Source organism: Bacteroidales bacterium, from assembly GCA_035299085.1.
Classification (GTDB): Bacteria; Bacteroidota; Bacteroidia; order Bacteroidales; family UBA10428; genus UBA5072.
Genome location: DATGXG010000033.1, coordinates 48,347 through 74,029, shown reverse-complemented (window position 1 = coordinate 74,029; position 25,683 = coordinate 48,347). Strand labels below are relative to the sequence as shown.

15 protein-coding genes are annotated in these 25,683 nt (G+C 45.4%); 5 read left to right on the top strand and 10 right to left on the bottom strand.

Annotated features, from left to right (window positions below; translation table 11 throughout):
• Position 1 precedes the first annotated feature (1 nt).
• Positions 2 to 1,351: an ATP-binding protein gene (locus VK179_10520; protein ID HLO59167.1), complete on the bottom strand. Its 1,350-nt coding sequence runs from the start codon at positions 1,349 to 1,351 to the stop codon at positions 2 to 4.
• Complete coding sequence (locus VK179_10515) at positions 1,341 to 2,711, bottom strand: sigma-54 dependent transcriptional regulator (protein HLO59166.1); 1,371 nt, start codon at positions 2,709 to 2,711, stop codon at positions 1,341 to 1,343. Before VK179_10515 ends, VK179_10520 begins: the two co-directional genes overlap by 11 nt.
• 161 nt (positions 2,712 to 2,872) lie before the next feature.
• On the opposite strand from VK179_10515, the gene VK179_10510 reads away from it, so the two are divergent.
• Positions 2,873 to 5,299 (top strand): ABC transporter permease, encoded by a 2,427-nt coding sequence (locus tag VK179_10510; protein HLO59165.1) that lies wholly within the window; start codon positions 2,873 to 2,875, stop codon positions 5,297 to 5,299.
• On the opposite strand, the gene VK179_10505 is transcribed toward VK179_10510, so the two are convergent.
• Positions 5,286 to 5,576 (bottom strand): 4Fe-4S dicluster domain-containing protein, encoded by a 291-nt coding sequence (locus VK179_10505; protein HLO59164.1) that lies wholly within the window; start codon positions 5,574 to 5,576, stop codon positions 5,286 to 5,288. The genes VK179_10510 and VK179_10505 overlap by 14 nt on opposite strands.
• A gap of 231 nt (positions 5,577 to 5,807) precedes the next feature.
• Here VK179_10505 and VK179_10500 point away from each other — a divergent pair, with 231 nt between their 5' ends.
• Positions 5,808 to 6,293, top strand: a complete 486-nt coding sequence (locus VK179_10500) for a redoxin domain-containing protein (protein ID HLO59163.1) — start codon at positions 5,808 to 5,810, stop codon at positions 6,291 to 6,293.
• Between the two features lie 178 nt (positions 6,294 to 6,471).
• On the opposite strand, the gene araA is transcribed toward VK179_10500, so the two are convergent.
• The 7 genes from araA to VK179_10465 form a co-directional block, all read right to left on the bottom strand.
• Positions 6,472 to 7,959 carry an L-arabinose isomerase gene (gene araA, locus VK179_10495; protein HLO59162.1) on the bottom strand — a complete coding sequence of 496 codons (1,488 nt, stop codon included), beginning with the start codon at positions 7,957 to 7,959 and terminating at the stop codon, positions 6,472 to 6,474.
• A gap of 408 nt (positions 7,960 to 8,367) precedes the next feature.
• Positions 8,368 to 9,072: an L-ribulose-5-phosphate 4-epimerase AraD gene (gene araD / locus VK179_10490; protein ID HLO59161.1), complete on the bottom strand. Its 705-nt coding sequence runs from the start codon at positions 9,070 to 9,072 to the stop codon at positions 8,368 to 8,370.
• The gene (locus VK179_10485) at positions 9,069 to 10,745 is read right to left on the bottom strand and encodes a ribulokinase (GenBank protein ID HLO59160.1); all 1,677 of its coding nucleotides are present in this window, start codon (positions 10,743 to 10,745) and stop codon (positions 9,069 to 9,071) included. The genes araD and VK179_10485 overlap by 4 nt, the downstream gene beginning before the upstream one ends.
• Before the next feature lie 89 nt (positions 10,746 to 10,834).
• Positions 10,835 to 12,580, bottom strand: a complete 1,746-nt coding sequence (locus VK179_10480) for a sodium:solute symporter (protein ID HLO59159.1) — start codon at positions 12,578 to 12,580, stop codon at positions 10,835 to 10,837.
• A gap of 58 nt (positions 12,581 to 12,638) precedes the next feature.
• On the bottom strand, positions 12,639 to 13,352 hold the full coding sequence (locus VK179_10475; GenBank protein ID HLO59158.1) for an NUDIX domain-containing protein: 714 nt from the start codon (positions 13,350 to 13,352) through the stop codon (positions 12,639 to 12,641).
• Between the two features lie 233 nt (positions 13,353 to 13,585).
• Positions 13,586 to 15,559, bottom strand: coding sequence for an alpha-L-arabinofuranosidase C-terminal domain-containing protein (locus VK179_10470; GenBank protein ID HLO59157.1), 1,974 nt, complete (start codon positions 15,557 to 15,559; stop codon positions 13,586 to 13,588).
• 125 nt (positions 15,560 to 15,684) lie between these two features.
• Positions 15,685 to 19,455, bottom strand: a complete 3,771-nt coding sequence (locus tag VK179_10465; GenBank protein ID HLO59156.1) for a glycoside hydrolase family 2 TIM barrel-domain containing protein — start codon at positions 19,453 to 19,455, stop codon at positions 15,685 to 15,687.
• Between the two features lie 482 nt (positions 19,456 to 19,937).
• Between VK179_10465 and VK179_10460 the strand changes: the two genes are divergently transcribed.
• Genes VK179_10460 through VK179_10450 form a run of 3 tightly spaced genes read left to right on the top strand, consistent with a single transcriptional unit; the run spans position 19,938 to position 25,671 of the window.
• Positions 19,938 to 21,854, top strand: a complete 1,917-nt coding sequence (locus VK179_10460; protein ID HLO59155.1) for an alpha/beta hydrolase-fold protein — start codon at positions 19,938 to 19,940, stop codon at positions 21,852 to 21,854.
• 22 nt (positions 21,855 to 21,876) lie between these two features.
• Positions 21,877 to 23,595: a glycoside hydrolase family 43 protein gene (locus VK179_10455; GenBank protein ID HLO59154.1), complete on the top strand. Its 1,719-nt coding sequence runs from the start codon at positions 21,877 to 21,879 to the stop codon at positions 23,593 to 23,595.
• Positions 23,596 to 23,625: 30 nt separating this feature from the next.
• On the top strand, positions 23,626 to 25,671 hold the full coding sequence (locus VK179_10450; GenBank protein HLO59153.1) for a beta-galactosidase: 2,046 nt from the start codon (positions 23,626 to 23,628) through the stop codon (positions 25,669 to 25,671).
• The last annotated feature ends 12 nt before the right edge of the window (positions 25,672 to 25,683 follow it).

The window sequence follows — 25,683 nt, the reverse complement described above, 5'->3', positions numbered from 1 at the left end:
ATCAGTAATCAGGAAACCTTAACGTAAAAGCAGTTTCAACAGAATCAGAACGGACTGTTATTCCCCCGCCATGAGCTTTCATGATCTGGCGGCTCAAACTAAGGCCTATTCCCGATCCCTCAGGCTTTGTGGTGAAGAAGGGTACGAAAATATTTCCCAATACCTCAGGGGAAATCCCTTCGCCGTTATCCCTGATTTCGACCAGGATCTCATCGTGTTGTTTGGATGCGCGGATGCTTATTGACGGATCGATAGTTTCACGCAAGGCATACATGGCATTGTTGATCAGGTTCAGCAACACCTGTTCAACCAGTTTTTCATCGGCATTCAGCATTAATGATTTCTTTTCCACATCAATAACCAGGTGTATCCTGCGGATTTCAAGCTCATGTTTTATTAGGGCTGTCACCCTGAGTAATAACTCATCCACATTTACAACGGTGAACGACGGCTTCTGGACACGGGTCAGACTCCTGTATGATTGCACAAAGCCAATAAGTCCCCGGTTGCGCTTTTCAATCGAATGAAGCGCTTCCAGCGCATTTTCAATAACAGTATCATCGAGTTCTTCAACCTTTAACGGTTTCCCGCTGCGTTCAAAAAACTTTATGATTGTATTGGTGAGTGAATTTACGGGGGTCACCGAGTTCATGATTTCGTGGGTAAGAACCCGGATGAGTTTTTGCCAGGCATCTGTTTCTTCGTCTTCAAGCTCAGGCTGAATATTCTGTATGGAGGCAAGTTTCAGCTTTTTCCCTGAAATCCTGATCTCTGCCATGCGGATCCACAGACCGACAGGCTGTACATTGATCTGAACGCGCAAAAGCTTCGGTTTACCTGGTTTCAATGAATTGAGTATTTCAGGCATCTGTGCCGACACTGCAGTCAGTGCACTGATGTGTTCAGGCTTTTGAATCCCAAGAAGCTTAAGAAACGCACTGTTCACTGTTTCCACTTTACCTGATTCGTCGAAGATCAGCAAACCGGTGCCTGTATGATCGATGATGCTTTTAAAATATTGCCTTTCCGTCTCCTTTTCGGTTTCCACTTTACGGATAATGCCAAGGACTTCGTTATAAAGCTTATCCAGTTCTTCGAAAAGCCTTCCCTTCCCTTTCTGAACTCTTACTGAATCAAGGTATCGCAGGGAATCCATAAAAACTTTGAGAGTCCGGTTTGTTTTGGTAATGTAGTAAATGAGCCACACGATCAGCACAAGCCAAAGAGCGATAAATGTGATCCGGGCTATGAAAAGGTTTTCGAGAGTGAACGACCATACAACAAGCAATCCTGCCAGTGCAATCATCACCACAAGCAAGACAACATGTAAAAGGAACCTTTTAAGAATCATTCTTTCCCATTTTATAATAAAGCGCCCTGCGTGAAATTCCCAGTTCGGCGACTGCCCTTGTTATGTTTCCGTTGTGCTTTTCGAGAGCCCGGCGGATGGCTTCATTCTCAAGCTCTTCAAGATTCAGGATTTCACTTAGTGAACTGCGGTTGCGCGAATTCGCACCAAAAAAGAAATCTTCGGTATGCAGCTTACCGCCCTCCCCGAGTATTACCGCCTTTTCAGTCATATGCTGCAACTCTCTTATATTTCCCGGCCAGTTGTACTGGATAAGCTTTTCCATAGCTTGCTTTTCAATATTGAAGCCTGGCTTCCCGTATTTGAGCGTGTATTTTTTAAGAAAGTAATCCACAAAGAGTGGGATATCCTCTTTCCGTTCACGAAGCGGCGGAATTTCAAGCATGATCGTATTGATCCGGTAGAGCAGGTCCTCCCTGAACATTCCCTGCGCCGACAATTCGAAAAGCTTTTTATTGGTAGCTGAAATCAACCGGATATCCACCGAAACCGGTTTGTTTGAACCAATGCGGGTTACCTCCCTGTTCTGCAATACAGCCAGCAGTTTCGACTGCATAGGTAATGGCAGGTTGCCAATTTCATCCAGGAAAAGCGTACCTCCTGTGGCAATCTCGAACCGTCCGGGCCTGTCATCCCGCGCGTCAGTAAAAGCGCCTTTTATATGCCCGAAAAGCTCGCTTTCAAACAAGGTTTCTGCCAGGGATCCCATATCTACACCGATAAAAACCTCTTTTGACCGGGCCGATAACCGGTGAATCTCCCGGGCAAGGATTTCCTTGCCTGTGCCATTTTCTCCCAGGATCAGAATGTTCGCGTCAGTGCCGGCGACTTTTTCAATTGTCCGGTAAATTTTCTCCATGGCCGGAGAATTTCCCCTCAGGGAATCGTACTGGTCGTTCAGTTTTTCACTGAGATGTTGTTGTTTTTCTCTCAGACTGGTGATTTCCTGCTTTGATTTACGCAATTCCCAGGCTTTTAGCACAGAAGCAAGCATTTTATCGTCGTCCCACGGCTTTTCGATAAAATCAACAGCACCCTGCTGGATGGCCTTAACGGCCAACTCGATGCCGGCGTAGGCAGTAATAAAGATAACAGAAACAGCAGGATCGGCAGCCAGGATCCGGTTCATCCAGTATATTCCTTCATTACCGGTATTGATGCCCGCTTTAAAATTCATATCCAGGATGATCACATCAAAGTTTTCCCTGTTCATAAGAGTCGGAATGACATCCGGCTTTTTTTCAGTGACTACCTTTTCAAAATAACCGGATAATTGCAGCCTGAGCGCCACCAGGATTTCTTCATTATCGTCGATTATCAGTATTTTACCTTTCTTCTTCATATACACAAAGCTATCGAAATTCGTGCAATTCTTGCGAAGTAGTGTGAAATTTTTGCACACAACTCGTTCGAACATTTACAGGTATGCCATTTATAATGTGTATGTTATAAAAATGGCATATCCTTGGCATGATCCTCTCCATAACCATTTAATTATTCTCTATGTTCAGGAATTTCTTTCTGATAGCCATAAGAAACATCATTCGCGACAAGGCTTTTTTGATTCTGAATGTGCTTGGGCTTACACTGGGTATAGCCGGCAGCGTGATCATTCTGCTCTATGTAAGGTATGAACTCAGCTATGAAAAATTTCATCCCAATGCCGACAGGATTTACAGGATCGACATGTATGCAAAAATGGAGGGAAAGGAAATATCCGCGGCCATTACGGCGCCTCCACAGGCAAAAGTATTCAAGGAAGAGTATTCCGAAATTGAGGATGCCACACGATATTATTATGCACAGGACCAGAAGGTAACTGTAAATAATGTCACTTATCATGAAAAGCATTTTTTCTATACGGACGCCAATTTTCTTCAACTATTCAATTTCCCCCTTCAAAAAGGAAATCCCGTAACTGCACTTGAAAATCCGTACTCTGTGATTATCACTCCTGAAACGGCCATGCGGCTTTTCGGAACACTGGATGTTGTCGGCAAAAACTTAGTGCTGAATAACAACCAGGTTTATCAGGTTACAGGATTGACCCAGAAAATGCCGGATAATACCCACTTCCGGTTTGATTACCTGGCTTCTTTTAATTCCCTTGATCTGAGCCGAAGTCAGTTCTGGCTTTCACAAATGCTTGAAACCTATGTTATGCTAAAGCCGGGGTATTCATACAAGGCCCTTGAGCCGAAATTTGAGGCATTGATGGATAAATATGTGATGCCACAGATAAAAATGCTGATTCCGATTAAAGTCAACAATTACAGTGAATTCAAAGCGATGGGCAATGAATCGAGGTATTTTCTTGAGCCCTTGAAGGAAATTCACTTTAACGCAGAATACATGCTTGGCTACGGGCAGTACACAGACCGGATATACATTTACTTCTTCTCAATTGTGGCCGTGTTCCTGTTGTTCATTGCCTGCATTAATTTCATGAACCTGTCTACGGCACGCTATTCATCACGAACCAAGGAAGTGGGTGTTAAGAAAGTATTGGGGTCAACACAGTCCTTGCTTGTAAGGCAATTCCTTACCGAATCGTTTTTCATTACGATTGTCGCAGTCCTTTTATCGTTTACCCTGATAGAACTTGCTATTCCGGTTTTCAATAATTTCACCGGAAAGACTCTGTCAATCGGGTACCTGAGTCACTGGTATACTTTTCCGGCAATCATTCTGCTGACTATAGCAATAGGATTGCTTTCGGGACTGTATCCTGCTTACTATCTTTCCTCATTCAAGCCGGTTGAGATCATGAAATCGCGCTTCAACAACAAAACAGGTAACATTAAACTCCGCTCTGCACTTGTTATTGCCCAGTTTGTCATTACCATCATGCTTATTTCCGGGACACTTGTCGTTTCTTCACAATTGAAATTCATAAGGAATAAAAACCTCGGTTTCGATAAAAATAATGTGCTGATCGTCAGAAATACAGGCGATTTGGGTGAGAGTTCCGAATCGTTCAGGCAGGAAATACTTAAAATAAAAGGCGTTGAAAAGGCAAGCCGTTCCTGGACATTCCCTGGAGATGCCTATAATGGCTCAACCTACCAGATACAGGGTGATTCGTTGGATAAAATGTATCATTTTGAAATCATCCAGGGAGATTACGATTTTATACCTACCCTGGGAATGCAGGTTGTAAAAGGACGGAATTTTTCAAGGGATTATGCTACCGATGTGTCTGCTGTATTAATCAATGAACGGGCGGTAAAATTCCTGGGCTTGAAAGATCCGGTAGGTGCGCGACTGACAACGCCTAACGACAGAGGCGGAATGGATGTGCTTGAAATCATAGGGATCTTCAGGGATGTATATTATAAATCGCTACACGAGAAAATCGAGCCCACAATGATCAGTCTGAATACCAACGCCACCAACGGGTACACGATTATTCGGCTGAATGGCGAAGATATTGAAGGCACAATAAAAAGAATTGAAAGGAAATGGAATGAATTTCTTCCCGAACAGGCATTTGATTATACCTTCATTGATAAGAACTTTGAAACACTTTACAAATCGGAAATGCGTGCAGGCAGCCTGTTCATGACATTTGCCGGACTGGCTGTTTTTATTGCTTGCCTGGGACTTCTCGGATTAAGTGCGTTTACCGCTGCAAAAAGAACCAAGGAAATAGGCATCAGGAAAGTGAACGGGGCCTCAGTTACTTTGATTTTAGGGCTGCTTACCCGTGAGATTGTTCTGCTGATTTCAATTTCATCGTTGATTGCATGGCCGGCTTGTTACCTTATAATGCAAAAATGGCTGGAGCAATTTGCCTACCGCACACATATCAATCCTTTGATATTTCCTGTTTCAACCGGTATAGCCCTTTTAATTGCCATAGCCGTAGTGGTTCAGCAGTCGATGCGGGCAGCCAGGATCAACCCAGTTGAAGCGCTTAAGTATGAGTAGGTGTTTCAGCCTCTACAATTGCCATACGTCGGCAGAACCGGGTACAATCACCGCATCCTTTGCACTTTTGGGAATCAATGCTGGCTTTGCCCTGGTCATCTACTGAAAGGGCCTTGTCGCGGCATGCCTTGAAACAATGGCCACAACCGTCGCAACGTTTTGAAAGGACTGTATATTTTTTCTTCTCCTTCGGTGTATCCTGAGCAAACCCGGCAACAGAAAGGCTTCCTAAAATCAACATGCCTCCGAACTTTGTAAGAAATTCTTTTCTCTCCATAACGGAAATTTTTACATATTACGAATCAAAAATAATACCGGTTTTCAAACTCGTCAAAAATAATATATCAATTGGGAAATTTTATAGATGAAGGGACTGTTTTTGAGGAAGATACTGGATGCCGGATGCCGGATGGTGGATACTGGATACTGGATTCTGGGTGCTGGATACTGGATTCTGGGTGCTGGATGACGAAGACTTTTTTTTACCTTTACCCCCACAATCCCTCTTATGAAAAAACTGCTTGTTATTCCTTTTGCACTGCTGTGTTTTATGTTGCAGGCGCAGGTAGTGCGAAAATCAAACCCTCAGGTGCTGCCTGCTTTTGATATAACACAGGCAAACGGACAGCATTATACATTATCCGATCTTCCGGCAGGGAAACCGGTGATGATTGTATATTTTGATCCCGATTGTGACCATTGTGAAACCTTCATCGGGCAGCTTCTTAAGCAGTTCAATAGTTTCAGCAATACACAAATTGTACTGATCACCTATGTTACCGTTCCTTATTTAAAGGCTTTTGTGCAAAAGCATGATCTCGGTAAATATCCGGGTTTAATTACAGGAACAGAAGGCAACTCATTTATTGTCCGCTATCATTACGATGTCATCCAGTTTCCATATGTCGCTTTACACGACAAAAAGGGTAATCTTATTGCCAGGTATGAAAGCGAAGTCCCCCCGCCGGAGGATTTGGCGAAGATGTTGAAGTGATAAAATAAAATGCCTGTCTTTTAAGGAGCAGGCATTTACTATTAACAACTGTTTTTGTATCGCTCTGCCTGTGCCGGGCAGATTGCTTCGTCGCATTTACATTCTGCTAATAATCAAAGTGATGTCTGGCTCCTCGCAATGACGGCCGTGCCAGTATCCAGCATCCAGTATCCAGTATCTAGTATGCTGCGGCATTCCACCGCAATTCATTCTTGATGCCATGAATGGTGGTGTGCTTATCAATATGTACGAATTCAATGTCTGCCATTTCGCAGAAATCCTCAATGTATTCAGCATTGACTGCCTGGCTGAAAGCCGTGTGATGTGCACCGCCGGCGAGTATCCATGCCGTTGCACCGATGCGGAGATCCGGCTGGGGAATCCACATAGCGCGGGCTACAGGAAGCTTAGGCATATCCGCATTCGCTTTTACGCAATCCACTGAATTCACAATCATGCGGAACCTGTGGCCCAGGTCAACCAGGCTGGCGCAAATAGCGGGACCTTCGGGAACATCAAATACAAGCCGGGCAGGGTCATCCTTGCCTCCAATTCCGAGAGGATGCACTTCGAGTTTGGCTTTACCTGTGCCTATTGTGGGACATATTTCGAGCATGTGGGCTCCGAGTACTTTTGAACCTTTCGGATCGAGATGGTATGTGTAGTCTTCCATAAAGGAACATCCGCCTTTCAGTCCGATGCCCATAACTTTTACCGCACGTACAAGTGCCGAATGTTTCCAATCGCCTTCAGCGCCGAAACCGTAGCCTGCATCCATGAGGCGCTGGCTGGCTAGGCCGGGAAGCTGTTTCAAGCCATGCAGATCTTCAAATGTGGTTGTGAATGCACCGAATTTACCACCTTCAAGGAATCGTTTCATAGCAATTTCAAGGCGTGCCTGGTAACGAACGTTTTCATATGATTTGCCGCCTGCTTTGCCGGCTTCAGCAACCAGGTACAAATCCTGGTATTCCTTCACAACACTGTCAATGGCTTTATCATCCACTTCGTTCACCATTTTTACAAGATCGCCGACGCCATAGCCGTTAACCGACATACCGAATTTGATCTGTGCTTCCACTTTGTCGCCTTCGGTTACAGCCACTTCCCGCATGTTGTCGCCGAAACGGGCCACTTTCAGTGTCTGGAAATCGTACCATGCAGCAGCCGCACGGCACCATACACCAATCTGTCTCTGAACATCTGCCTCGCTCCAGTGACCGGCAACAACTTTCCTGCGGATATTCATCCGGGCCATGATAAAGCCGTGTTCACGGTCTCCGTGTGCAGCCTGGTTCAGGTTCATGAAATCCATATCAATTTCACCCCAGGGCAGATCGCGGTTAAACTGCGTGTGCAGGTGAAGAACGGGTTTCTGAAGGATTTTCAGTCCGTTGATCCACATTTTTGACGGTGAGAAGGTATGGCACCAAGTAATAAGTCCGATGCACGCTTTTGTAACGTTTGCTTCCTGTATGGTGCTGAAAATTTCGTCGGGTGTTTTCACAACCGGTTTGAAAACCACTTTTACAGGGATGTCTGTTGATTTACCAAGTTCTTCCACTATTTTCTGCGAATCAGCAGCTACCTGCCTCAGGGTTTCTTCGCCGTATAAATGCTGGCTTCCGGTTACAAACCAGATTTCTAGTTTTTTCAGGTCGATCATTTTTTATTTGTTTTAATTGTTAGTCTGTTAGTCTGTTAGCGCTTAAGTAATAAGGTATTAAGGCCTAAGAGCTATTTCTGAAATCAAAAATCAGTGTTCCTTGTTCGGTGTTTATTGCTGGGACCTATAGGACCTATGGGACTTATAGGACTGAAATCCAATCACTAAACACTAATCACTTACTTGATATTGGTATGACGAAGTCGGAGACTTCGCCTAGCATTCCCCGACGTTCGGCTAAGGCTCTGCCTTAGTCGAATATATCCTATCAGGCTCTGCCTGAATTTTGATCAATCCCAAATCCATCATCCAGCCTGCCTGCCGGCAGGCATCCAATATCCAGTATCCAGTATCTACTCCTTACTCCTTACTCCTTACTTACTCCTTACTCCCTATTCTCTCCTCTCACTACTGTCCGTAATACGATCCCGGGCCGTGCTTGCGTTCGAAATGCTTACGGATGAGGGAATCTTTCATCCGTTTGGCTTCTGGGTTTACTTTCTCGGTAAGGAAGGCCATTTTAGCCAGTTCCTCAAGCACAGCACTGTTGTAAACCGCTTTGTCGGCCGTTTTTCCCCAGGTAAAGGGACCATGGTTGCCCACGAGGATCATTTCAACCTCAGCATAGTTCAGGTGCTTCCAGGTCATGCAATTGATGATCTGGTTGCCTGTTTCATGCTCGTAATTTCCCCTGATCATATCATCCTCCATAGGCGGAGCACAGGGGATATCACATGTCAGGTGATCGGCATGGGTGGTGCCATAAAGCGGTATGTCGCGTAGCGACTGAGCCCAAGCCGTAGCATACGTAGAATGGGTGTGAACCACCGAACCAATATCGGTCCATTTCTTATATAAAACGGCATGCGTAAGGGTATCCGACGAGGGCCTCAATTTTCCGTCAATTATTTTACCATCGAAATCCACCACAACCATAGATTCAGGCGACAGTTGATCATAACTGACACCGCTGGGCTTTATGGCGAATACGCCAAGGTTACGGTCGGCAACGCTTACATTTCCGAAAGTAAACAAAACCAGTCCCAGCTCAGGAAGCCTGATATTGGCTTCGTAAGCCGTTTTCCTGATTACGGCGAATTGATCGGTACTCATGAATTTCTCGAAAAATGTTCCACAAAGCTGCCTGCCTCACTGTATCTTTTATAAAGCCCTGCATAAATTTCAGCATTGGCTTTATTCGGCTTATATTCTGTCTCGTACCCGCTGCCCATGGCTTTCTGAGCTTCAAGCACATTAGGATAAATGCCGGCTACTGTAGCGGCTGCCATTGCCGTTCCCAACGCACAGGCTTGTTCACTGCGCGCAACCAGGATGGGCATATTCAGTACGTCAGCAACAACCTGCATCACAAAAGGGGACTTCTTAGCGACACCGCCGAGAGCAACAATTCCATCAATGCGGACGCCTTCATTTATAAATCGATCCACGATTTTCTTGGCACCAAATGCCGTAGCTTCAACAAGAGCACGGAAAATGGCAGGAGCATCGGAACCCAGGTTCAATCCGAAAATCGCCCCTTTCAGCATCTGGTCGGCGTCAGGAGTACGGCGTCCGTTCATCCAGTCAAGGGCCATGATTCCTGATTCGCCCGGAGGTAAAGCAGCAGCTTTCTCTGAAAGCACAGGGATCATCCGGTCAGCCATTTCGTCAACCAGTTTTTGTATTACCTGTTTATCGGCATTCTTACTATTTGAAAGGATCTCTTCCACGGGCCACAACAATAATTCGCGGAACCATGCATAAATATCACCAAAAGCGGATTGTCCCGCTTCCAGACCCAGCATACCAGGAATAATGGAACCGTCAACCTGACCGCAGATTCCCTTTACCAGTTTATCTCCCACCTCATTCATAGGGGCAATGAGCATGTCACAGGTTGATGTGCCCATGACCTTGCTGAGATAATAGGGTTTTATTTCTCCGCCTATTGCACCGAGATGGGCATCAAAAGCGCCGGCACCCACGACAACCGATTCTTTCAGTCCCAGCCGTTTTGCCCATTCCGTAGTGAGGTTACCTACCTTCACATCGCATGTAAAAGTATCGGAGAACAACCGTGATCGCAGTCCTTTCAGAATAGGATCCAGCCGGGTGAGGAATTCTTCTGAAGGCAACCCGTCGAAATCGGGATGCCACATGGCTTTATGGCCAGCTGCGCAACGGCTGCGCTTAAGTGCAAGAGGATCGGTATTCCCCGTAAGGATAGCGGGAATCCAGTCGCAATGCTCCACCCAGGAAAATGCCTCTTTTCTTACCTTTTCATCTGCCCTGAGAATATGCAGTACCTTTGCCCAGAACCATTCGGATGAGTATATTCCTCCTTCAAATTTTGTGTAATCAACCCCACCCCATGTACGGGCCAGGTTGTTGATTTCATCGGCTTCACGGGTGGCGGTATGATCTTTCCAAAGCACAAACAGGGCATTTGGATTTTCCGCAAATTCGGGCCTGAACACAAGAGGTACTCCCTGCTTATCGACAGCGATGGGTGTGGAACCCGTTGTATCCACTGAAATGGCCACCACATTTTCAGCCACATCCGGAGCGCATTTAGATAATGCGGTCTTAACCGTTTTCTCAAGTCCTTCGGTATAATCAAGAGGATGCTGCCTAAACTGGTTTGTAGCCGGGTTGCAGTATTTACCTTCTTTCCACCTGGGATAATAAAAAACATCACTGGCAACTTCATTGCCGTTGGATGCATCCACAATCAGAGTCCTTACTGAATCGGTACCATAATCGATACCTATTACATATTTTTTCATTTTACCATATTTTAATCCTCCGGGGGCCGCGAGTTAAGGCCGCAGAGACCATGCTGCTCTTTAGCCTTAACCTCTAGCCCGGAGATTTTCTACCAGAAATAAATATAAAATGCCACACAAAATGCTACCACACCAAGCGAAGCAACTACATCCCATGTATTCCAGCTCCGTTTGATGAGTGCCCTGTAGTCGCTTGTGAAAGTCACAAATTCAACCTGTTTTGCGGTTGGTTTGGCTGTAAAGAATGAAATTACAACCATTAATATCATAATGAAGACAAGCAGCCATATCTCAAAGATCAGCCAGTTGGTATGCCAGAACCATTGGGTGGATTGCCACAATCCGCCTGTCATAATGTCTTTACCGCTATGTGTAAGGATGTTGGTAAGCAAGCGTACCATACCAACAATAAAGCCCACGATCATACCATACTCGCCAGCCTTGGGAGTAATTTTTTTGGAGAATATTCCCAATACGAAAACGGCCACCATGGCAGGTGCCAGCAACGATTGAATGTCCTGCAGGTACTCGTACAGGCTGCCCAGACTTTTCATAACGGGTATCCAGGCGATACCGAGTATCACAACTACAACGGTTGCAATACGACCTACTAAAACATAGCGAGCCTCTGTCTTACCTTTAAATAAAGGCTTATAAAAGTCCTCCGTATAAAGTGTGGCGCATGAATTAAAGAATGCTGCAAGCGATGCAACGAGCGCGGATATAAAACCGATTGTAACAATACCTTTCACACCGGCGGGTAAAACAAATTTAACCATGGAACCAAAGGCTGTGTCAGGATTTTCAAGGGTGAAGCCACTGCCGGGGCGTGCGGACAATGCTGCGGCTATCATGCCGGGGATCAGGAACATGAACACGGGTAATAATTTGAAGTAACCGGCAGCGATTGAACCTCTGCGTGCACGTTTTATCACTTCATCGTTAGGTTCGCCTTTACGCTGGCCGAGTACACGTTGAACAATGTGCTGGTCAGTAGCCCAATACCACAAACCAATAATCGAGGCTCCTATGAATACGGCGAAACCCGGGAATTTTTCATACATCGGATCACCGGTCCTGAAGTGGAAAACATGGTTTGTGCCATATGCAACACCGTCTTTCCCAACGCTCAGCGTTCTTGAAAAATCAATCATTGCAGCCCAGCCATGAGTGATGCTGCCATCACCGAGAGCGGCCAGTCCAAGGAAAAGCACAAGGAATGATCCGAGGATCAATATAGGCGTCTGAATCGCCGATAAGGTCATCACCCCTTTCATACCTCCTGCAATAGTAAAAATACCTGTCAGTACAATTAATCCTATGGCGCCATACCAGAAAGGCAAGCCGAGAAGACTCTGCATGAAGATACCCCCTGTAAATGCAGTTACACTTACTTTAGTCAGCACATAAGCGATAAGTGTAATAATCGACAGCCAGGTGCCTGTACGGGGGGTATACCTGTTCTTTAAGAAGTCGGGCATGGTAATGATTTTGCCCAGCTTACTGTTCATCAACTGATAGAACGGTACAAAAACCCAGCCCAGGATAAGGATCATCCAGCCCTGCATTTCCCAGTGAGCCATACCCACACCTGCCTTGGCACCTGTACCGGCAAGGCCTACAAGGTGTTCCGAACCTATGTTGGCGGCAAAAATTGCAGCGCCGATGATATACCAGGGTTCTCCTTTTCCGAAAAGGTAATCCTGGCTGTCAGCTCCCTGAAGCTGTCTTTTGTGTTTTTGTATTGAACGCCAAATGGCCCATACTATGGCCAGAATTCCTACTGCCATAATTGTCCAGTCGAGCCAGACAAATTCCTGAGATTTCCAATTCATTGATTTAAGCGTGTTAGTGTTGCCAAATAGTTGTTATTTATGAAAACTTAAATAAGAATTAAGATTTAAATTGTCCGTTGGTTTTTATAATCGGTGCCAGGTTCGGTTCCCCCGTATTTCCGGGCACATACTGGTAAAGGAATGCCCCTTTTTTCGAATCGGCCTTATCCTTAATTCCGGTACTCTGCAAAACACCCAGTGAAAGCACCTTTTTCCTGAAATTTCCGGCATCCAGCGGCCTTAGAAAAATAGCCTCATACAATTTTTTAAGCTGGGTGAGGGTGAATTTATCACCGAGCAATTCAGGCCCGATCAGTTCATTGCCCGCTTTTTTCTGTAGCGCCACAAGCGAATCTTCCACCATATCTTTATGATCGAATATAAGCTTCGGAAGTTTTGCCACCGGCCACCATCTGGCGCCATGTTCTTTCAGCAGATCCCTGTCCTGTTGATTAATGCGGATGAGCGCATAATAGGCCACACTGATTACTCTTCCGGCAGGGTCACGGTCGAGCTTTGAAAAAGCGTGTACCTGTTCCTGGTAAATATGCTGAAGTCCTGTAGTGTTCAACAGGATACGGCGTGCTGCATCGCCAAGAGTTTCTTCGGTTTCAACAAATCCTCCAAGCAAAGACCACTTTCCGGCAGCAGGTTCAAACCCTCTCGGGTAAAGCAGTACTTTCAGTACCTCATCTTCATACCCGAAAATGATACAATCCACAGCAACATAGTGCTTTGCATGAATGCTGTATATATTATTTACTTTTCCCATCAGATCACAGTTGTCCTGGTGTCACCATGAGCATGACATAGTAAATATAAAAAGTATTTTTTACTTTTAATATTTATTGAGAAAAAATTTCCAGAAAAATGTGAGATTCCTCCTTTCAGTCGGAATGACAGGTAAGTACTTAAACAGTGGTGGAACAGGGTGCGGCTCCGCCGCACCCTGTTCCACCACTCCAACCGTTTCAAGTTGTCATTTCGAGCGAAGCGAGAAACCTCTCATTTAATCTTTACCCGTATTACGGAAAACGAATACGGCTTCAGGATGACTGAAAGTTTCTTTCCTTTCAGGCTTAATTTTCCTTCAACGGGGTAAATCACTTTTGCATTTTCAATGTCGTTTACGGCTTCAGGATTGTCATTCTGAAGCACCGTAGTTTCAACCCCTTCAAGGAGTTTTTGTTTTGTCAGCAGAGAGATAACCCGGCTGACTTCCTTACCGGATGTGTTCACCAGTTTTAGTATGATTTCCTTTTTGTTTTTATCAATAGCAGCCGTTCCAAACAACCCATCATCACCCTCCAGCAGCTTTCCGTCCTGGCTTATATCAATTTCATCGGTTCCTTTGTTTGTTGAAAACAGTTTCTGAACATAATAATTAGCGGTACCAAATGATTTCAGGTTATCAAACCAGATCAGGTCAGGCGTCCACTGCCAGCCTTCGAGATGGGCAAACAGCGGGGCATATGAACACATGACAACCACATCCGAATTGCGTTCGAGCCCGGTCATGAATGCAGCTTCAGATAAAGCACATTCCCATGTGTTCCGGTTCTTCGGACTGGTTGTATAGTCGCTCTGGGCTGCATATTCACCGGCAAAGATCTTATAACTGTTCCTGTCGTAATTATCGTAGCGGCCCGCATTATCTTTAAACCACTGTGGGGGCTTGTAATAATGCTCATCCACTATGTCGGCTTTTGTATCTTTCAACGCTTTAACTGCAAAATCAAACAGGTCACCATCGGGTGAAGGTCCTGCGCCGGAAACCAGCACTATTTCCGGGTATTTGGCTTTTATAGCTTTTTCAAATACAAGATAGCGTTCAAAATATTGCGGCCCCCATTGTTCGTTGCCCACGCCAAGGAATTTCATGTTAAAAGGCGCAGGATGTCCCATCTTAGCCCTGACACTCCCCCATTTTGATTCGGCTGAACCATTGGCAAATTCGATCAGGTCGAGGGCATCCTGCACATACGGATCAATCTCATCCATGGGAGCCACTTCTGCACTGTTGAACTGGCATGCCATTCCGCAATTGAGAATGGGAAGCGGAGCTGCACCGATATCCTCGGCCAGGAGGAAATATTCATAGAAACCAAGACCGAATGACTGGTAATAATCCGGAGTCGGCCTGTGGTTGAATTCCGTGTTCCACCGGTTAACAATGGTTTTCCTGTCGGCAGGATCACCCACCGTTTTCTTCCATTGATACCTTCCGTTCAGATCATAGCCTTCCACAATGCATCCGCCGGGGAATCTCACAAAACCCGGTTTCATGTCAGCCAGAAGTTGAACCAGGTCAGCCCTGAGACCATTCGGCCTGTTTTTCCATGTATTATCCGGAAATAAAGAAATCATATCCATATCTATAAGGCCTTTCCCTTCGAACCAGATATTCAGCTTTGATTTGGGATCTGTCTGTGTGGCTTTAATATCAGCCGTGTAACGTTTCCAGTCATTGCCCGATGGATTAATTACAGCTTCACCTGTTTTCTCACCTTTTGAATTAACCAGCTCAATGCGAATTTTCAATGCATCCGAAGTATTCAACGCAGCAATGCATGAAAAATGATAGAGAATATCCTTTGTAATACCCATGCCCCTGAATCCTGAATTTATAAGGCACACAGGGTTCGATTCATCATCCACCTTGATCCGTGCAAACCTGGGATTGTTTATGTTTTCAATACCCCGGTTGATGATCAGAAGGTGGGACGAATCTTTGTCCTTCACCTTTACCGCCCACCCCATTTTTGGTTTCCTGAATTCAAACGAGCGATTCATCACCAGTTCCGCATAAATACCCCCGTCAGCCGCAAAGTTGATGTCCTCAAAGAAGATACCCCACATGGTAGGTTGAATGGCATATTTGGGCTTATCCACATTCACAGTGATGATCTGTGACTCAAGGGAAAAGGCAAGAACAAACAGGAAGCACGTGAGTGTTAGTTTTCGCAATAATTGTATCATGTTTTCAGAGTTTTAAGTTGAGCGGAAAACAAATATAAAAAGTATTTTTTACTTTTAAAATGCTTGTACAATTATTAATGTACATAGAAGCTTCGCCAGGAGCGACATTATGGTAGATGTCAGCCCTAATGGGCCTGATTTCCTGCGAAAGGCCTCACAATTATCTTATATTCATATACGGCAGGCAGCACCCTGTAGGCATTGAAAACCGACCGGGCGGTGCAACCGACACCACTTGTGAGGTGATCGAAATTGAATGTAATGCCGTCGAAGGGTTTCAGCTGGTAAGTATATAGTGCTTTTGAAAGATTGTCAACGGTGTAAGGCCATGCATTGAAATTGAATGGTTCATCGCCTGAAAATTCAATCCCCATGCCCTTGTTATCATAAAAAGCAACACTTCGGTTATCGGTTCTCAAGCCGTAATCCTGCGGGATGAGGTAGGGTTCATACATTTCCGTCACACTTGAACTGTATTTTCCTACCCGGTAACCTGATTTCCTGTCGGGATAATTCTCCTGTGGGCCACGACCAAACCATTCCACATGGTCGAGATCGCGGTTAAGAATCCAGCTTGTGCCTATTCGCGGCAGCCATGCAGGCATATCGCCCCAGGGTATGATCTTATGGCATATAGTAAGACTGCCGTCACCATTTATAATATAGGTGTAATTATTCTGAAAACCTGAAGAGGAATTAAGAAACGTGACCAGTTCATGGACTTCAATTTTCAACGACATATCAACGCTTTCGTACCGGAAGCTCTCCAAATGGTGATTTAACCTGTTAATACCTGTGGAATACCAATCCGTCGCTGCCATTCTTGAATAGCCTTCACCCCAATGGGTTGTCCCTGAAGAACTGCTTCCCCATTCATCCGTTTCATTGGCTAGAGGGGCGCGCCAAACATTGATGGAGGGGCCACTCTTAATTACAGTTTTCCCGTTAAAGTGAAGAACAGCCAGTTTTCCCGTTTTCCTGTCAAACCGGTAATCGAACTGAACACATTTTATTATTAAGGTATCGTTGATTTCAGTTACTGTAATTCCGGGTGTATTAATCTTTGCGCTGGTTTCCGGATTCACCTTCCAGGGAAGTGTAAACTGCTCAAAGGCAATTTCAAATCCGGCTTTTGCCCATGGTTTGTCCATTTTCTGATGGAAACTGATTGTCAGAAAATATTCCTTACCGGGAGTAATTTCAGGTTTTGTGTAAGGAACAGAAATCAAAATGGTATCCAGGGGAGCCGCATCAATAGTAAGAACGCCCTGTGCAATGCTTTGTCCATCGGATTCAATTGACCACCTGGTTTCAAGTTCACTTAGCCGGGTAAACAGGTACCTGTTGATTACCTGTATCTTCCCTGAACCGCCATCAAGCAGTCTTACACTCACCGGCTGTCCTGCCTTTTTGATCTGCCACATTTCCGGCTGAGGCCTCCTGTCCGGCCAGATGGCACCATAACTTCTGGCGCCGATACCCAGGCTGAAAAATTCGCCTTCTGCTTTTTCTTTTTCAAAGTCAAGCCACAATGATGCTTTTTGTTTGACAGCCGGATCAGGATTCAGTAATAACTGCGGATCCATTACTTTTGAAAATATTGCCACCTCATCGAAAATACCGTCACAAAGGTATTCCGATGTCTCCTGACCGTGTATTTGAGCGTTACGTCCGACGTTCACAGGATACGGAAAATTCCGGATGTTGCCGGTAGCCGGCTTTTCTCCTGATTTTTTTCCATCGATAAACAGTTGCATTGTAATTCCGTTGTACACTGCGGCAATATGATGCCAGTTATTTTCCCAGTCAGCCGGAAGAGCAACATCCAGTGACTCTCTTCGCTGTGTGGTTATGTAGAATTCAAGTGACCGGGTTCCTTTCTGCACCAGTCCGTACTGATAACTTCCTTTGGTAAGTAACGTGCCGGCCGAACTGTTGAATTTGCGAGGATAAACCCACATAGACAGTGTCAGGGAATCATTTTCGATTTCAACGGCATTATCACGGTAAACTTCAACCCACTGATCATGCCCGTTCAGATCAATGCCTGATCCGGCTTTGCCTTTGGTAAGAAAGGCCCTGCCCATTATGTGAGCCGGTACTTTTGAAGGGGATGCATCGTCAAGTGCACGCACCTTTTCACGCAGACCGGGACTCACAAAATCCCACAGCGCACCGCCCATACTCCTGGGGTATTCATAGATCATGTCCCAGTATTCGTCAAGTCCCCCACCCCCGTTGCCGGCAAGTGACAGGTATTCATCCATGAACGAAGGGCGTGGATCTTCAGATGTAGGCACCATGCCAACCATCAAACGCATTTCAAAAGGAGTATAATAGCGGGGGCCGATGATTTCCTCACACGGGTGGGCGAAGGCATTGCCGCCATACATCCAGAACCGGGTCGGATCGTACTTTTTACCTTCCTCAATAACGGCACAAATGTTTTTCCCTTCTCCACTTTCATTTCCGGCGCTCCAGAATAATATACAGGGATGGTTTCTGTCACGAAGTACCATTTTCCTTACTCTTTCCCTGTACATGTTTTCCCATTCGGGCAGGTTGGAAACATACTCCGTGGCATGCGATTCATCCCCGGTTTCATCCACGATATATATTCCGTATTCATCAGCCAGGTCGAGATAAGCGTTGACAGGCGGATAGTGTGATGTGCGTACACAATTGATGTTGAATTGCTTAAGGAGTTCGAAATCTTTTCTTATTGTTTCAAGATCCATTGTATGTCCCTTATCAGGATGCTGCATATGACTGTTGATAGCATTGAGCTTAACAGGCTTGCCGTTCAGGTAGAAAACCTGGTCCCTGATCTCTGTTTCTTTGAATCCGATGCGCCCGGAAACTATTTCAGTGGTTTTCCCTGATGCATCGATCAATTCCATGACAAGGGTATAGAGATCGGGGGATTCAGCGGACCATTTAAGTGGATTCATTATGCTGTCTGAAAGCATTACGCTATGAGCCGATCCGCCTTCAACTGTAAAAGGAGCCGATGTAATGACCTTCACAGGCTGTTGCTGAGAATTGTAAAGAGTGGCCCTTGCTGTGTATTTCGGTGAGACAGATGAGCCATAGTCCTTCACTTTCATTTCTATTCTGAGTATGGCATCCTCATATTTTTCATCCAGGTCGGTGGTAGCAAACCAATCGTTAATATGAATTTCAGGAACGGCAAAGAGCCACACTTTGTCAAAAATACCCGCCAGGCGCCAGTAATCCTGGTTCTCGAGATAATACCCGTCGGAGTATTTCATCACATTCACGGCAATAGTATTCTTTCCAGGTTTAAGGAAGGAGGTTATATTATATTCTGCAGGTTCCTGGCCGCCTTCGTTATATCCCACCTGTCGGCCATTAATCCAGACAAACGATGCGGAAGCAACCTTCTCGAATCGCAGAAAAACCTGTTTTCCTTTCCATGTTGCCGGCTGTGAAAAGCTTCGCCTGTAAGAACCCGTTGGGTTATATTCATGCGGCACTTTTGGCGGATTGGGTTTAAATGGAGTGGTAACATTTCTGAACATTGGATCACCAAAGCCCTGCATCTCCCAGTTGCCGGGAACTATGATATCAGCCCAGCTCTTATCGTTGAATTTGTCTTCATAAAAATTCCGGGGTGTTCCTTCGGGTGTGTCGGAATAAAAGAATTTCCAGGTGCCGTTAAGGAACAGGCAGCTCGCTGATGCTTTCATATTCTGACCCAGCGCCTCCTGGAGAGTAGCAAAAGGAATCAGCGGTACATGGCCTTCTTCCTGGCCCTGTTCAAACACTGATGTGTTTTCTATGTAATCGTAAACATGATCCAGGTAATTTTTTTGTTGGGCTGAAACAGCCAGGCAGTATGCCAATGCAACTGCTGTGAAAAACGCTTTATTCATGGCAGGGTATTAATTAATGCGTACAAGGTAAAAATAAATAGGCTTGGACACAAATCCAAAATCACTAGCCCCGGCCTTCAGGCCCGGGGCCCACGGACCGAACGATTCCGTCGAATCCCCCGGCCTGAAGGCCGGGGCTAGTGAATCCAGAGAGATTCCTCCTTTCAGTCGGAATGACAGGATTATTAATTAAACATGTGGGGGAACAGGGCGCGGCTCCGCCGCGCCCTGTTCCCCCACACCACCCGGTCACTGCCTGTCATTTCGAGCGAAGCGAGAAACCTCAGTACTCGCTCACCTGGTAAGGATATGCCAGTGCGGGCAGATTGCTTCGTCGCATTTTATTAATACTATAATCAATTATCTGTCCGGCTCCTCGCAATGACGAGCACTTTGCAACGTTCTGCGAGTAATTGCCCTAAAACTTTTTAATATAAAAAGTATTATTTACTTTTAATCCTGATTTGAAAAACCAGTCAGATATGAAATACCTTGCATTCCTTTTGCTCGTATCATTGCTCTTCTGCTTTGATACCCGATCACAATCCGTTGGCCCGATGCCGGCAGGTTTCGATATAGTACGCCCTGTCGTTCCCCACGGGAAAATCGACACCATCGCTTATCCGTCAAAGACCGTTGGTGTCACGCGAAAAGCCCTTATTTACACTCCTCCCGGCTTTGATAAAGAAAAGAAATACCCGGTGCTCTACCTGTTGCACGGGATCGGTGGCGACATGAAAGAATGGCTCAACGGCGGTCAGCCGCAGATCATTTTTGATAACCTTTACGCAGAAGGAAAAATAGAGCCGATGATTGTGGTGATGCCAAACGGACGTGCTATGAAAGACGACAGGGCCATCGGCAACATTTTCGACAAGGACAAAGTGGAAGCCTTTGCCACATTCGAAAAAGACCTGCTCAATGACCTCATACCTTATATTGAAAAGAAATTTCCTGTACTTAAGGATCAGGAACACCGTGCAATCGCCGGTTTATCCATGGGCGGCGGACAGTCACTTAACTTCGGATTCGGCAACATGGATAAATTTGCCTGGGTGGGAGGATTTTCATCTGCACCAAACACCAAATTGCCGGGACAGCTTATCCCTGATCCCGCAAAAACAAAGGCAAGCCTGAAACTGATTTACCTGATCTGCGGTAATAAAGACCGGCTCATCACCTTCAGCGACCGCACCAGTAAGTACCTGACGAAAAACAGCATTCCGCATATATATTATGTCGATAATGGGTACCACGACTTCAAAGTCTGGAAAGACGGCCTTTACATGTTTTCGCAACTGATATTCAAACCGGTTGATCCGTCAACATTTGCCGCCATAAGCAATGCAGGAACCCGTGCCGAATCCAATGTACGCTCGGCTCAATATCCCCAGCTCCGCCCTGACGGAACGGCTGTATTTCGTGTGAAAGCCCCCGATGCTCAAAAGGTGCAGCTTGACCTGGTTAAGAAATACGACATGGTGAAGAACAGCGAAGGAGTCTGGGAGGCAACAACTGATTCCCTGAGCGAAGGATTCCACTATTATTCGCTTATCATCGACGGTGTTGCTGTGTGTGATCCGTCAAGTGAAGCATTCTACGGTATGGGCCGGATGGCCAGCGGTATTGAAGTGCCGTTTGCAGGAGATTCGTATTACGAAACACGGAATGTGCCTCATGGAGATATACGGATCAAACGCTACTTTTCTACAGTAACGAACTCCTGGCGACAATTTTATCTTTATACGCCCCCGGGATACGATCAAAATACTTCTGAGAAATACCCTGTGCTTTATATTCAGCATGGCGGTGGCGAAGACCAGCGCGGCTGGGCAACCCAGGGAAAAACTGACCTCATACTCGACAACCTGATAGCCGAAAAGAAAGCAGTACCTATGATTGTAGTTATGGCCGACGGTAACATGCCGGCTGCCACATTCGGCGAAGAAATCCTTAAACTGTTCGAGGCTGAATTAAAGCAGTGTGTCATTCCCTTTGTGGAGCAAAATTACAGGGTGAAAACCGAAAAGGATTACCGGGCATTGGCAGGACTTTCAATGGGTGGTATCCAGACCCTGTACACCGGAATAAACAATACCCAGCTTTTCTCTTACCTGGGCGTTTTCAGCTCGGGATGGATCAAACCCATGCAGGATGAACTTGCCGGCAGGCAATACGACTTCATGAAGGCCAACGCCGGCATGATCAACTCAAACCTCAAAAAATTCTGGATATCCATGGGCGGCCAGGAAGATATCGCCTGGAAAAATTGCCAGGCCATGATGTCCAAGTTTGATGAGATGAACATCAAGTACACTTACAGCGAGTACCCGGGGGGTCACAGCTGGCCTGTGTGGAGAAATAACCTGTACAACTTTGCCCAGGTGCTGTTTAAATAATTTCCGAAAAACTATCATAACCATGAATACAATGAGATTGCTGCAATCCTTTGCACTAGCCGCTTTTGTCACTTCCTCCGCATTGTTCGGAAATCAAAATTCCGCCGGAGATCCCCCCGTATTTACAAAGGTTGTTTACCTTGGTGACGACCAGGTTTATAAGGATTTCCCGTTGAAAGCGGATGAGTTTTATAATCCGATATTACAGGGATGTTATCCCGACCCAAGTATTACAAGAAAAGGCGACGACTATTACCTCGTGTGCTCATCGTTTGCCATGTTTCCGGGTGTGCCGATTTTTCATTCCCGCGACCTGGTGAACTGGGACCAGGTAGGGCATGTGCTTGACAGAACTTCACAGCTCAAGGTTGCAGATTGCGGCATCAGTGCCGGTATTTATGCTCCCCAGATCCTGTACAATCCCAACAACGAGACGTTTTACATGATTACAACCCAGTTTTCGGGTGGATTCGGAAATATAGTGGTAAAAACAAAAGACCCGATGAAAGGCTGGAGCGATCCTATAAAACTGGCTTTTAACGGTATCGATCCCTCGCTTTTCTTTGATGACAACGGAAAAGGGTATGTTATTCATAACGATGCGCCCGACAGGGGAAAGGAATTATACAACGGTCACCGGGTTATTAAGATCTGGGATTATGATGTGGAAAATGATAAGGTAATTCCGGGAACCGATAAAATTATTGTAGATGGAGGCGTCGATCTGTCGAAAAAGCCCATCTGGATTGAAGCTCCGCATATTTATAAAAAGAACGGAAAGTATTATTTAATGTGTGCCGAAGGCGGCACGGGCGACTGGCACAGTGAAGTAATTTTTATAAGCGACAACCCCAGGGGACCTTATACCCCGGCTAAGAATAATCCTATTCTTACCCAACGGTATTTTCCCCGTAACAGGCCAAACATGGTTGACTGGGCAGGTCATGCTGATCTGGTTACCACTCCCGACGGCAGGTATTACGGGGTTTTCCTGGCTATCCGTCCTAATGAAAAGGGACGTGTGAACATTGGCAGGGAAACGTTTATCCTGCCAGTTGACTGGTCAGGTGAATTTCCGGTTTTTGAGAACGGGCTGATTCCGATGGAACCCAAGCTTAAAATGCCCAAAGGTGTAGCCGAAAACAAAACAGGGAAAGAGGGTTTCTTCCCTAACGGCAACTTCACCTTTACAGAAAACTTCACTGCTGAAAAGCTGGATTATCGCTGGATTGGGTTAAGAGGTCCCCGTGAAGATTTCATATCCGTAACTAAAAAGGGATTGCAGATCACACCTTTTGCGGCCACAGTGAAAGAGGTAAAGCCCACATCAACTCTGTTTATGAGGCAGCAGCACGGCAATTTTTCATTCACCACCGCACTCGACTATAAGCCGGCCACAGAGAAAGATCTCGCCGGTATAACATGCCTTCAGAGTGAAAAATTCAATTATGTATTCGGAATCACTAAAAAAGCCGATTCCTATTACCTGGTTTTAGAAAGAACAGAAAAGGGACAGTCGAAGATACTTGCAAGCACTGAAATTAAGCTGAGTCAGCCTGTTCAATTGCAGGTAAAAGCAGTTGGCGACAATTATACATTCAGTTATTCGCTTAATGGAACCGACTTTATAAACCTGGGTGGCACGGTTTCAGGCGATATTCTGTCAACCAATGTTGCAGGAGGTTTTACCGGAGCCTTAATCGGATTGTATGCCACAGCGGCGAATGATATAGTGCTCTAAGCAGTTTAATATTGAGATAACAGAATAGCAATGAAACAAATAATGATCTTCATCCTGGTTCTGGCCGGAATGCTAGTTTATGGCAGTTTGAGCGGAAATGCACAGCAACTTTATGTGGGATGCAATTATCATCCTCATGACAATAAAAATTCAGTAAAAATAAAAAGTGACATTGAGTTGATGAAAGCTGCCGGATTTTCTGTTGTCAGGTTAGGCCATCTGGCATGGGACAGCTACGAACCATCCGATGGTCATTTCGACTTTGAATGGTTTGATACGGTCATGAACGAATTCAGTAAAGCCGGTATCAAAGTAATTCTTGATATTGCCATTCGTCCTGCCCCGCTTTGGATCCATCAAAAGTACCCGTCAATAAACATTACCGATGTAAACGGGGATACAAAGTACCCTAACCACCGTTACATGGATGACGTAGGCGACCCGAACTATCAGAAATATGCTCTGCGGTTTACCGATGCCATTTCAAAACGGTATGCAAACCACCCGGCGTTGCTGGCATTCGGCATTGACAACGAATCGGGAGACGGACCCATTTCTTATTCTGAAACGGTCAGGCTACGTTTTATTCAATGGTTAAAAATTAAATATACCAATCTTGAAAACTTAAATGAAGCCTGGGCTACACAACGGTGGTCACGCAGAATAAATCAATGGGAAGAAATCGGATTACCGGCAGAAGGTTCCAGGGGCGGAGCTCCGGAGAAAATACTGGATTTCAGACGCTTTATTTCGGATGAGATCAATCAGTTGCTTTTTAAGGTAATTGATTTGGTCAAAGCCAATGCACCCAATGCGAACACCAATACAAATGCGTGGTATTACAGTTGGATGAAATATTTTGATTATTCAGATATTGCCTATTCCGGAAAAATGACCCGCGAGGGTTGCGGTTTCTACCCGGGAAACAATTTAATCACCAATTTCGGGGTTATGAATGCGGCATTCGGAATAGCCCGGATTCAGTTCGAAAGCACAAATCCCTTCTGGTGCAGTGAATTTACCACACACAGTGCTGTACCAAATTCAATACGCAAATCGGCTTATGCCAGCTTGATGTATGGCAACCAGATGGTATGCGGCTGGACATGGCAGAGTATGGTTGCCGGGGAAGAACAGTTTCTTGAAGGAATGGTTGATTGGGATGGCCTTCCAAACCGGAAATATGATGAATACAAAAAAATTGCCACGGAATTTAAAAAGATAGAAAGGTTCTTCCCATACAAACTCCAGGCAGAAGTCGGTTTGGCCTTTTCATTTCCCAGCCAGATTGTCAGTTCCGCTTTTCCTGAACAACATGATAGCCAATTACAGGCCTGCTGGGATCTGTTTTATTGGAGAAATATGGATGCCAGGGTCGCAGAGATCAGCAAAAGTTCACTGGATTATAAAATCTTAATTGTTCCGGGTGTCGCAGTAATGGATGAAACAACAGCAACCAAAATACGCAACTTTGTTAAGAATGGCGGAACCGTTATTATGACCAGTAATTCGGCCATTGTTGACGAATCGGGACAAGTGTTCTCCACCACCCGGCCGGGCCGTTTAAGTGATGTTTTTGGCATCCGTGTCGGAAGTTTTGAAGAAACGGAGTTAATGAACGAATTATCCCGTAAGGCCTATACAGGGAAAAAGATTGAATTTACCTATAAGGGAAAAGCAATGGATACCGAATCGTCGAGGTTTGATATAATTCAACCTGGAGGCGCTGAGGTGATCGGATCACTTACCAGCCTCGATAAGGATTATCCGATAATGACCTCAAATTCCTATGGTAAAGGAAGGGCCATTTATGTAGGTCTTCCGGCAAACGGAGACGTTCTTGGGAGCCTGATTGATGATTTGATTATTGACCTTAAAATTAAAAAGGGACCTGATGTTCCGTCAGGTATTATGGCAAGGCAAATCGACAAAAACCATTATCTATACCTTAATGTAAGCGGGGAACCAAGGGAAATTCAAATTAAGGGAAGTTCACACAGTATCCTGACTGATAAGGATTACGCAGGAAATTTTGTGATTGCCCCGTATGAACCAGAATTTATTGAGATCCGATAATTAACTTACTGT